Source organism: Pseudomonas sp. FG86 (assembly GCF_057808775.1).
Genome location: NZ_JBMDIS010000139.1, coordinates 1 through 10,164, shown reverse-complemented (window position 1 = coordinate 10,164; position 10,164 = coordinate 1). Strand labels below are relative to the sequence as shown.

Annotated in this window: 9 protein-coding genes; 1 reads left to right on the top strand and 8 read right to left on the bottom strand. The window is 60.6% G+C overall.

Annotated features, from left to right (window positions below; all coding sequences use genetic code 11):
• Nucleotides 1–140: 140 nt before the first annotated feature.
• The 6 genes from ACODSV_RS34895 to ACODSV_RS34870 all read right to left on the bottom strand — a co-directional run bounded on the left by ACODSV_RS34895 (nt 141) and on the right by ACODSV_RS34870 (nt 6,194).
• Complete coding sequence (locus ACODSV_RS34895) at nt 141–1,883, bottom strand: ABC transporter substrate-binding protein (RefSeq protein WP_024076091.1); 1,743 nt, start codon at nt 1,881–1,883, stop codon at nt 141–143.
• Nucleotides 1,884–2,045: 162 nt separating this feature from the next.
• Nucleotides 2,046–2,318 carry a DUF2160 domain-containing protein gene (locus ACODSV_RS34890; protein WP_014718862.1) on the bottom strand — a complete coding sequence of 91 codons (273 nt, stop codon included), beginning with the start codon at nt 2,316–2,318 and terminating at the stop codon, nt 2,046–2,048.
• 10 nt (nt 2,319–2,328) lie between these two features.
• Nucleotides 2,329–3,129, bottom strand: a complete 801-nt coding sequence (locus ACODSV_RS34885; RefSeq protein WP_003174634.1) for a carbohydrate ABC transporter permease — start codon at nt 3,127–3,129, stop codon at nt 2,329–2,331.
• A gap of 10 nt (nt 3,130–3,139) precedes the next feature.
• Nucleotides 3,140–4,006: a carbohydrate ABC transporter permease gene (locus tag ACODSV_RS34880; RefSeq protein WP_024076092.1), complete on the bottom strand. Its 867-nt coding sequence runs from the start codon at nt 4,004–4,006 to the stop codon at nt 3,140–3,142.
• Complete coding sequence (locus ACODSV_RS34875) at nt 4,003–5,100, bottom strand: ABC transporter ATP-binding protein (protein WP_024076093.1); 1,098 nt, start codon at nt 5,098–5,100, stop codon at nt 4,003–4,005. Before ACODSV_RS34875 ends, ACODSV_RS34880 begins: the two co-directional genes overlap by 4 nt.
• Nucleotides 5,100–6,194: an ABC transporter ATP-binding protein gene (locus ACODSV_RS34870; protein ID WP_024076094.1), complete on the bottom strand. Its 1,095-nt coding sequence runs from the start codon at nt 6,192–6,194 to the stop codon at nt 5,100–5,102. The genes ACODSV_RS34875 and ACODSV_RS34870 overlap by 1 nt, the downstream gene beginning before the upstream one ends.
• 473 nt (nt 6,195–6,667) lie before the next feature.
• Between ACODSV_RS34870 and ACODSV_RS34865 the strand changes: the two genes are divergently transcribed.
• Entirely contained in the window at nt 6,668–8,485 is a 1,818-nt protein-coding gene (locus tag ACODSV_RS34865) for a sigma-54-dependent Fis family transcriptional regulator (RefSeq protein WP_150095180.1), read from the top strand.
• A gap of 1 nt (nt 8,486) precedes the next feature.
• Here ACODSV_RS34865 and ACODSV_RS34860 read toward each other — a convergent pair whose 3' ends face one another.
• Both ACODSV_RS34860 and ACODSV_RS34855 read right to left on the bottom strand, forming a co-directional pair.
• Complete coding sequence (locus ACODSV_RS34860; RefSeq protein ID WP_150056426.1) at nt 8,487–9,419, bottom strand: FecR family protein; 933 nt, start codon at nt 9,417–9,419, stop codon at nt 8,487–8,489.
• Entirely contained in the window at nt 9,416–9,958 is a 543-nt protein-coding gene (locus tag ACODSV_RS34855; protein ID WP_024076097.1) for a sigma-70 family RNA polymerase sigma factor, read from the bottom strand. Before ACODSV_RS34855 ends, ACODSV_RS34860 begins: the two co-directional genes overlap by 4 nt.
• Nucleotides 9,959–10,164: the final 206 nt, after the last annotated feature.

Sequence of the window (10,164 nt, the reverse complement as noted above, 5' to 3'; positions counted from 1 at the left end):
GCAGATCCAAATGTGGGAGGGGCGGTGCGACGATTCGACTTGCCCCCGATGGCGCCGGGTCAGTTAACCACTAGGTGACTGACACGCCCTCATCGAGGGCAAGCCCCCCTCCACCGTTTTTACCGCGTGTTCCGGAATGATTATTTACGCGCTGCCTCCCATTGCTTGAGCAGGTCGCCGTAGGCCACGGTCTCGCCTTTAGGCTTCTCGTTGGCCAGTTTCGGTTTCGGCGCGCCCGGCTGGTCGAACCAGTATTGCGCGTCACGCTCAGGGTTCATTTTCGGCCCGCACACCGGCTGCACTTTGGAGCGTTCCAGGCGCGTCATGATCGCGTCTTGCTCCTTGGCCAGGTTATCCAGCGCCTGTTGCGGGGTTTTCTCGCCGCTGGCGGCGGCGGCGATGTTGCTCCACCACAGCTGCGCCAGGCGTGGGTAATCCGGCACGTTGGTGCCGGTCGGGGTCCATTCCACCCGGGCCGGGCTGCGGTAGAACTCAACCAGGCCACCGAGTTTCGGCGCCAGGTCGGTCATGGCCTGGGAGTTGATGTCGGATTCCCGAATCGGCGTCAGGCCGACGATGGTTTTCTTCAGCGACACGGTTTTCGAGGTCACGAACTGAGCATAGAGCCAGGCCGCGAGTTTCTGCTTCTCAGGCGTCGACTTGAGGAAGGTCCAGGAGCCCACGTCCTGATAGCCCTTCTTCATGCCCTTTTCCCAATACGGCCCGACCGGCGATGGCGCCATGCGCCATTTCGGCGTGCCGTCGGCGTTCACTACCGGCAGGCCCGGCTTGGTCATGTCGGCGGTAAACGCGGTGTACCAGAAGATCTGCTGGGCGATATTGCCCTGGGACGGCACCGGGCCAGACTCGGAGAAGGTCATGCCCGCCGCTTCCGGGGGCGCGTAGGCTTTCATCCAGTCCACGTATTTCTGCGTGGCAAACACGGCGGCCGGGCCGTTGGTATCGCCACCACGGGTCACGCTGGAGCCCACCGGGTGGCAGTCCTCCACACGAATGCCCCACTCATCCACCGGCAAGCCGTTGGGCAGGCCCTTGTCGCCGCCGCCGGCCATGGAGAACCAGGCATCGGTGAAGCGCCAGCCCAGGGACGGGTCTTTCTTGCCGTAGTCCATATGGCCATAGATGCGCTTGCCGTCGATTTCCTTGACGTCTTCGCTGAAAAACTTGGCGATGTCTTCATAGGCTGACCAGTTCACCGGCACGCCGAGGTCATAACCGTACTTCTCCTTGAACTTGGCTTTGAGTTCCGGACGCTCGAACCAGTCGGCGCGGAACCAATAGAGGTTGGCGAATTGCTGGTCGGGCAACTGGTAGATCTTGCCGTCCGGCGCAGTGGTGAAGGAGATGCCGATAAAGTCCTTGATATCCAGGGTCGGCGAGGTGAAGGCCTTGCCTTCGTTGGCCATCAGGTCGGTGATCGATTCGGTCTTGCCATAGCGAAAGTGCGTACCGATCAAGTCCGAGTCGTTGACCCAGCCGTCATAGATATTCTTGTCGGACTGCATCTGGGTTTGCAGCTTTTCCACCACGTCGCCTTCCTGCAGCAGGTCGTGGGTCAGCTTGATCCCGGTGATTTCACTGAAGGCCTTGGCCAGTACCTTGGACTCGTACTCGTGGGTGGTGAGGGTTTCCGACACCACGTTGATCTTCATCCCACGGAACGGCTCCGAGGCCTTGATGAACCACTTGAGCTCCTCAAGCTGTTGGTCGGCCGTGAGGGTCGACGGTTTGAACTCGCTGCCGATCCATTTTTTCGCCGCATCTTCGTACGCATCCGCCCAAGCCGTGGCGCTCAAACCGCTGAGGGCCAGTACGGCGGCCAATGAAATGCTATGTCGCAGCTTATTGTTTTTATTCAACATAGAGACCTCCTGGTTAATTTCAAAAAGGACTACAAACGCCACAGCCCCCTGTAGGAGCGAGCTTGCTCGCGAAAAACCCGAGGACACCGCGTACATCCAGAATGCCCGCGTTATCGTTGACGATTTTCGCGAGCAAGCTCGCTCCTACAAGGTGTCGGGGCACTAGCCCCAACGCATCACACTCAACAGCCATACCAGGGAGAGCGCGGACGCCACCCAGATGCTCCAGTCGGTTACGCCAATCACCAGCAGGTGCAGGTAGGCGCTGCCGAGAAGACCGATAAACAAGCGATCACCACGGGTGGTGCTGATCGGCAACAAACCGCGCCGAGGGATACTCGGCGAACGCAGTTCCCAGGTGGTCATGCCCGCCAGGATCAGGGCAATGCCGCCAAAGAACAGCGCCGTAGGGGTGGTCCAGGCCATCCATTCCATCATCGACTCCTCAGACCCGGCCCAGGGCAAAGCCCTTGGCCACGTGGTTGCGAACAAACCAGATCACCAGCATGCCCGGCAGGATGGTCAACACCCCCGCCGCCGCCAGCACGCCCCAATCGATCCCCGACGCCGACACCGTGCGCGTCATCACCGCCGCAATGGGCTTGGCGTTGACCGAAGTCAGGGTGCGCGCCAGCAGCAGTTCGACCCAGGAAAACATGAAGCAGAAAAACGCCGTGACGCCGATGCCGGAGCCGATCAACGGGATAAAAATCTTCACGAAGAATTTGGGGAAACTGTAGCCATCGATGTAAGCGGTTTCGTCGATTTCCTTGGGCACGCCAGACATGAAGCCTTCGAGGATCCACACCGCCAACGGCACGTTGAACAGGCAGTGGGCCAAGGCCACGGCGATGTGCGTATCGAACAGGCCGATGGACGAATACAGCTGGAAAAATGGCAGCAAAAACACCGCGGGTGGCGCCATGCGGTTGGTCAGCAGCCAGAAGAACAGATGCTTGTCACCCAGGAAGCGGTAACGCGAGAAAGCATAGGCCGCCGGCAACGCCACGCTCAGTGAAATCACCGTGTTCAGGCTCACGTAGTACAGCGAGTTGAGGTAACCGGTGTACCAGCTCGGGTCGGTAAAGATCACCTTGTAGTTGGCCAGGGTGAAGTCCTGCGGAAACAGCGTCAGCCCGCCGAGGATTTCGGTGTTGCTCTTGAAGGACATGTTCAACAGCCAGTAGATCGGCACCAGCAGGAACAGGATATAAATCAGCAGGGGGATGACTTTGCGCTTGCTCATGCTGGCGACCTCAGCGGTTGGCGTCGGAATGGGTCATGGCGGTGTAGAACAACCAGGACACCAACAGGATGATCAGGAAATACACCAGGGAAAACGCCGCGGCCGGGCCCAGGTCGAATTGGCCTACGGCCATCTGGGTCAGCGTCTGGCTGAGGAAGGTAGTGGCGTTACCCGGCCCGCCCCCCGTGAGGACAAAGGGCTCGGTGTAGATCATGAAACTGTCCATAAAGCGCAGCATCACCGCGATCAGCAGCACGCTTTTCATCTTCGGCAACTGGATATGTCGGAAAACCGCCCAGGCGGATGCGCGATCGATCCGCGCCGCCTGGTAGTACACATCTGGGATGGCCCGCAGCCCCGAATAGCACAGCAGCGCGACCAGCGAGGTCCAGTGCCATACGTCCATCACCAGCACCGTGACCCAGGCGTCCAGGGTATTGGCCGCGTAGTTGTAGCTGATGCCCAGGGCATTGAGGCTGTAGCCGAGCAAACCAATATCGGCGCGGCCGAAGATCTGCCAAATGGTGCCGACCACGTTCCATGGGATCAGCAAGGGAATGGCCAGGATAATCAGCACCAGCGACGACCAGCGGCCCTTGGTCGGCATGGTCAGGGCGATGGCGATGCCCAGGGGGATTTCGATCAGCAGCACGCAGGCCGAGTAGATGAACTGGCGCAACAGCGAGTCATGCAGGCGCGGATCGAGCAGCACCTGTTTATACCAGTCGGCGCCGACAAAGTAGCGGCTGGACTGGTCGAAGATGTCCTGCACCGAATAGTTGACCACGGTCATCATTGGGATCACCGCGCTGAACGCCACCAGCAGGAACACCGGCAACACCAGCCACCAGGCCTTGTTGTTCTGCACCTTGTTCATGGCAGCACCTCCAGTAGGTAGTCGTCGGCATACACCATCAGCCACTGCGCGGGAAAGCTGATGGACGCCCTGCCCTCCGGCACCGGTTTGTCTTCGGCCAGGCGCACTTTCAGGGTGGCGCCGTCGAGGTTGAGGGTCACGATCTTGTAGGTGCCGAGGTCTTCCACATGGGTGACGTCTGCCTGCAGGGCGTCAGGGTTGTGCTCATCCCACACATGGACAAATTCCGGGCGGATGCCGACCTGCAGCTTCGTGTAGTCCGTTTCGGAAATGCGCTGCTGCAAGGCCTCCGACAACGGCAGATACGTACCGGCAAAACGCACCCCGCCGGCTTCGGCCTGCACTTCGATCAGATTCATCCCCGGGCTGCCGATGAAATAGCCGACAAAGGTGTGGCTCGGCCGTTCGAACAGGTCCCGTGGCGTGCCGAACTGCACGATCTGGCCGCCGTACATCACCGCGATCTTGTCGGCAAAGGTCGACGCCTCCAGCTGGTCGTGGGTGACGTAGACCATGGTGATATTGAACTGCTCGTGGATCTGCTTGAGCTTGCGCCGCAGTTTCCATTTGAGGTGCGGGTCGATCACGGTCAGCGGTTCATCGAAGAGGATCGCCGATACGTCATCGCGCACCAGGCCACGGCCCATGGAGACTTTCTGCTTTTCGTCGGCAGTGAGGTTGCGCGCCTTTTTGCTCAGCAGGTTTTGCAGGTCGAGGACTTCGGCAATTTCCTGCACCTTGCTGTGAATTTTCGCCTCGGCCATACCCTGGTTTCGCAGGGGGAAAGCCAGGTTGTCGAACACCGTCATGGTGTCGTAGACCACCGGGAACTGGAACACCTGGGCGATGTTGCGTTTCTCCGGCGTCAGCTCGTTGACCACCTGTTGGTCGAACAACACCTGGCCTTCCGAGGGGCTGAGCAACCCGGAGATGATATTGAGCAGGGTCGATTTGCCGCAGCCCGACGGCCCGAGCAAGGCGTAGGCACCACCCTGCTCCCACACGTGGTTCATTGCCCGAATGGCGTAGTCCTCAGGACCGGCCGGCGTAGGGCTGTAGCTGTGCGCCAGGTTCTGCAAATGGATCTCAGCCATCAGGCAACCCTCGCGACACGGCGCCCGGGGGCCTGGACCAAACGGCCCTGGCCATCGAACACAAACAGTTTATGGGTGGGGATATACACGCGGATCGGCGCGTCGACGTCGTACTCATGCACGCCCGGCAGGTGCAGGACCAATAGGAAGTGTTCACTGCGCACATGCAGGAACGTTTCCGAACCGCTGATCTCGGCGACTTCCACGGTCACCGCCAACTCCAGGTCATCGTCGTTGCTCGGTACCAGGCTGATATGGCTGGGGCGCACACCAAAGCGGAACTCGCCTTCGCCGATGGGGCGCAGGTCGACATTCAACGGAAAGTGCACGAAATTGGCGAAGCTCACCTCGTTACCGCTGATACGCCCCGGCATCAGGTTGATCGGTGGTTCGGAAAACAGCTCGGCGGCCAGCACGGTTTGCGGCTGGTGATAGACCTCGGCGGCCCTGCCGCTCTGGATCACTCGGCCTTCGTGAAGGATCGTGGTGGTGCCGCCCAGGGCCAACGCCTCGTTGGGCTCGGTGGTGGCGTAGATGGCAATGGTATGCCGCGCCTTGAACAGCTCGCGCATTTCCTGACGCAGCTCTTCACGCAGTTTGTAGTCCAGGTTCACCAACGGTTCATCGAACAGGATCAGTTCGGCGTCTTTGACCAGGGCGCGGGCCATGGCCGTGCGTTGCTGCTGGCCGCCAGACAGTTCCAAGGGGTGACGCTGGAGGAATTTCTCGATGCGCAGCATCCTGGCGGTTTCGAGCACCTTGCTCTGGATCAGCTCGTCGGACACACCGGCCTGGCGCAACGGCGAGGCGATGTTTTCGAATACGGTCATGGTCGGGTAGTTGATGAACTGCTGATACACCATCGACACGTTACGCAGACGCACCGGTTTGTGGGTGACATCCACGCCGTTCATCAGGATGCGGCCGCTGTCGGGCTTGTCCAGGCCGGCCATCAGGCGCATCAGGCTGGTCTTGCCGGACAGCGTGCGGCCCAGCAGGACGTTGAAGGAACCGGCTTCGAATCGCAGGTTGGCGTCGTCGATCCAGGTCTGGCCTTCGACGACGCGGGAGACATGTTCCAGGGTCAATGACATGACACGCCCTTTTTATTATTGGAATGAATCTGGCCAGTCCTCAGAGCGAGTTTCATGCCAAGACGGCAGGTGCTTGATTCACAAGGCAGTGGGCTGAACGTGATGTTCAGGAACGAACAAAAATGAACAGATCGGGCTGAACAATTGAACAATCCTGGGGTTGACAATGAACAGTTATGAACAACACTCTTTGAACCCGATGGAACGATCGACACAGGTCAAATGTGGGAGGGGGCTGCCAGTCAGTTAAGCGTACATGGCCTTCTGTAGGAGCGAGGGGGACGCCTAGTTCTTGCTCGCGAAAAACTCACAGGCGCCGTGTTCATTCAGGAAGCACGCGTTATCGTTGAGGTTTTTCGCGAGCAAGCTCGCTCCTACAAAAAAGCCTTAGAGCTTGCCCCCTCCCCCATTTTGTCCCCGTTGCGTCGGGTAAATAGTGCAAGACCCCAAAACAATAAAAAGAAGGTCGCCCCATGGCCGAACCCTTGGCTCACGACACCTTAATCCAGGAATCCTGGCGCCGCTGCCGTGCGTACGGCCTGGACCACCAGAGCCCCCCCAGCTTCGACCAGCTCCCCGCCGAAGGCATCAGCCAGTTGCTGGAAAGCCAGCATTCCCTGGTGCAGACCACTCATCAGGAAGTGCTGCCCTACTACGAGAACATCCTCAGCAACTCCAACTGCCTGATCATGCTGGCCGATAATCAGGGCCAGGTCCTGACTTCGTGGGGCACCCAGCGCTTTATCGAGCCCAAGCTGGCCCGCGGTTTCAGCGCTGGCGCCAGTTGGATGGAGCGCTCCAGCGGTACCAATGCCATCGGCACGGCGCTGGCCTGTGCCCAGGCGGTGCATATCGAGCACGATGAACACTTCTTGAAAGCCAACCGTTTCATGACCGGCTCCGCGGCGCCGATCTTCGATGCCCAGCGTGAAATCATCGCCGTGCTGGATGTGTCCAGCGACAGCTACCTGCCGCCCTCGCACACCCTGGGCATGGTCAAGATGATGAGCCAGACCGTGGAGAACCGGCTGATCCTCAACCTGTTTCGCGGCGAGCACTTTCAGCTGACCTTCAATACTGGCCTGAGCAACCTCGACAGCCAGTGGGCCGGCCTGCTGATCTTCGATGAAAGCGGCCAGGTGCTCTCGGCCAACCGCCGCGCCGACAACCTGCTGGGCATCAGCCTGTCGCGGGTGATGATCGACAGTTTGTTCAAGGTGTCGTTGCTGGAGTTGCTCAATCAGCCGGAGGGGTTGCCGTTCTCGTTGCAGGCGGCGGGACGCAATCGCTTCCAATGCGTGTTGAAACGGCCCAAGCAAACGCCGGTGCAGGCGCGCGTGTTCAGCGAACCGATACCGCCCAAGCCCGTCGCGATGGGCCTCAAGACCTTGCATTTCGGTGAAGCCCGCGTGGAAAAAGCCGTACGCCAGGCCGAGCGGCTGCTGGAAAAAGATATCCCGCTGCTGATCCACGGTGAAACCGGGGTGGGCAAGGAGGTGTTCGTCAAAGCCCTGCACCAGGCCAGTTCGCGCAGCCGGCAGGCGTTTATCGCGGTGAATTGTGCAGCCATTCCGGCAGAGCTGGTGGAATCGGAACTGTTCGGCTATGAAAAAGGCGCGTTCACCGGCGCCAATCAGAAAGGCAGCATCGGCCTGATTCGCAAGGCCGACAAAGGCACGCTGTTTCTCGATGAAATCGGTGACATGCCCCTGCCGACCCAGGCGCGTCTACTTCGGGTATTGCAGGAACGTTGCGTGCAACCCGTGGGCAGCAGCGAGTTGTTCCCGGTGGACTTGCGCATCATCTCCGCCACCAACCGCGCACTGCGTGAGCTTGTGCAGGCCGGTCGTTTTCGTGAGGATTTGTACTACCGCATCGGTGGCCTGACCTTGGAACTACCGCCCCTGCGCGAGCGCACCGACAAGCGCGCGCTGTTCCAACAGCTATGGCAGCAGCATCGCGAGCCGACCCAGTGGGCCGGGCTCAGTCCCGAGGTGCTGGCGCTATTCGAGCAGCACCCTTGGCCGGGCAATTTACGCCAGGTCAGCAGCGTGTTGCAGGTGGCCCTGGCCATGGCCGAAGAACAGCCGATCCGCGCGGAGCATCTGCCGGACGATTTTTTTGTGGATCTGAACCTGGCGGCACCGCTGCCGGCCACTGAATACCTGGATGAGGCCCTCGACCTGACAGAGCGCCTGAAGGCAGCAGGCGGGAATATTTCCCACCTGGCACGGGAGCTGGGAGTCAGCCGCAACACCTTGTACAAGCGCCTGCGGCAGAACGAAGCCTGAGCTAGCGAGGTTTGACCACCACCAGCAAATCCGTGAAGTACTCCACCCGGATCGGCAGGTTGTCCGCCAGCGCTGAGAGCGCGGCTGCACTGTCGTCCAGCTTGAATACGCCAGACACTCGCATATCCTGCAGGGCCTGGGCATCGAAGCGCATCACCCCATGACGATAGCTGGCCAGGGTTTGCAGCACCTCGCCCAGCGGTTGGTCGTTGACCTTGAGCAGGCCGCGGGTCCAGGCGTCCGGGTCGGTGTTGGCGATGGCTTGCGCGGCCTGGGCATGGCCGTGGTCGAGGATCGAACGCTGGCCGGCAGCGACTTTCACGCTGTCTGCGCCCTCGCCTTTGACCGCCACGGTGGATTCGATCACCGTCACTACCGTCGTGCCGTCCGCTGCGCGCTTGACCATATAACGCGTACCCAGTGCGGTCGCCGTACCTTGATCGGTACGCACCACGAATGGCCGCTGTGCATCCTTGGCCACGTCCACCCATAACTCGCCCTGCAGCAATTCGATCACACGCTGGTGGCCGTCGAATTTCACGTCGACCGCCGAGTTGCTGTTGAGCTGCAATTGGCTGCCGTCTTCCAGGGCGATTTGACGGCGCTCACCGACACCGGTGCGTTGGTCGGCCATCCATACCGGCAAGTGCTCAAGGCCCAGCCAGCCACACAGCAATACGCCGAGCAAGCCCACCACCTGGGCACCGCGCGCGCGTTGCGGGGCGAATGCGCGGTTCAAGGCAATCCGCGCCGGTTGCGCCGGCAAGGTGTCGAGGCTGCCCCACAGGCTGCGCATGCGTTCGATGGCCACCGCGTGGCGAGGGTCGGCCTGGCACCAGGCATTGAAGGCTTGGCGGTCGGTGTCGCTGACATCTTCGTCGTGCAGGCGCGTCAGCCAGTTCGCAGCCTGCTGGATGATCTGCTCGGAACTCATGCCAATGGGTCTGCCGCATGCAGGCTGTGGTAGCAATGCACCAGCGCCGTGGAGATGTAGTTTTTGACGGTGCTGGGGGACACGTCCAGGCGGGTCGCGATCTCGTTGTAGGTCAGCCCATCGAGGCGGCTCAACAAGAAGGCTTCGCGCGCCTTGGCGGGCAAGCCGGCGAGCATCTCGGCGATGCGCTCCAGGGCTTGCAGCGCCACGTGGATCGCGGCCGGATCGGGCATGCCTGCCTCTTCGCACTGGATTCCCAGGGCCTCCATGTAGGCTTTTTCAATACGTCGGCGACGCGCGCCATCGATCAACAGGCGCCCCGCCGTTGTCGCAAGGAACGCACGGGGTTCCTTGATGTTTTGCGGCTCGGCCAGCATCAGTACGCGGATGAACGCGTCATGCGCCAGGTCGGCAGCGTGCTGGGAACAACCGAGTTTTTTGCGCAGCCAGCCATGCAGCCAGCCGTGGTGCTCGCTGTACATTGCCGTAAGGGTTTGCTGACGCACTGAATCGCCCAGCGCGGCCGGAATGTCATGCATGCGCAAAAACTTCTCAAATGGGAAATATTACCAATTGCGCAAACAATGCCAGTAAAACGATATCGGGGCAAGGGGGCTCACACTCTCTAAAAGCACCGCGAACCTAATGTGGGTGGCTGCACTAAGCGCGACGGGGACCTCTGTGGCGAGCGTAACCTGTGGCGAGCGGGCTTGCCCCGCGTTGGGCTGCGCAGCAGCCCCAATAA